This is a genomic window from Vogesella mureinivorans, from assembly GCF_007644035.1.
GTDB classification, from domain to species: domain Bacteria; phylum Pseudomonadota; class Gammaproteobacteria; order Burkholderiales; family Chromobacteriaceae; genus Vogesella; species Vogesella mureinivorans.
The window spans coordinates 1-348 of record NZ_VMTV02000730.1 but is presented as its reverse complement, the minus strand read 5'-3'; the positions used below and the strand labels follow the sequence as shown (position 1 = coordinate 348).

Below are 348 nucleotides of genomic sequence, written 5' to 3'. Positions count from 1 at the left end.
GATTACCCTCGGTACCATTTTATTGTTAATTGATACCTTCTTTTTAGAAAAGCATCGTATTCAACGTGCGGAAGCGCAAAATGACTGAACAAATTATTAATCCCAATGACGAAACACGTATTGCGGATGGATCAAAAGTAGAACTGCACTTTTCTGTTGCGATTGAAAGTGGTGTTGAAATTGATAATACCCGTAGCCGTGAAGAACCTGTCAGTTTAGTTATGGGTGATGGCAGCTTATTACCGGGGTTTGAAAAGGCCTTATTTGGTCTGCGTGCTGGTGACCGTCGTACTGTCAGCTTACCTCCTGAAGATGCTTTCGGTCCGTGGAATCCTGAAAACGTACAAA

The 348-nt window shown here is 42.2% G+C and carries 1 protein-coding gene; it reads left to right on the top strand.

Going from position 1 to position 348, the window contains the following annotated elements:
* Positions 1–80: 80 nt before the first annotated feature.
* Positions 81–348: FKBP-type peptidyl-prolyl cis-trans isomerase (locus FLQ44_RS17950; protein ID WP_206208963.1), on the top strand; the 268-nt coding region annotated here is incomplete at its 3' end.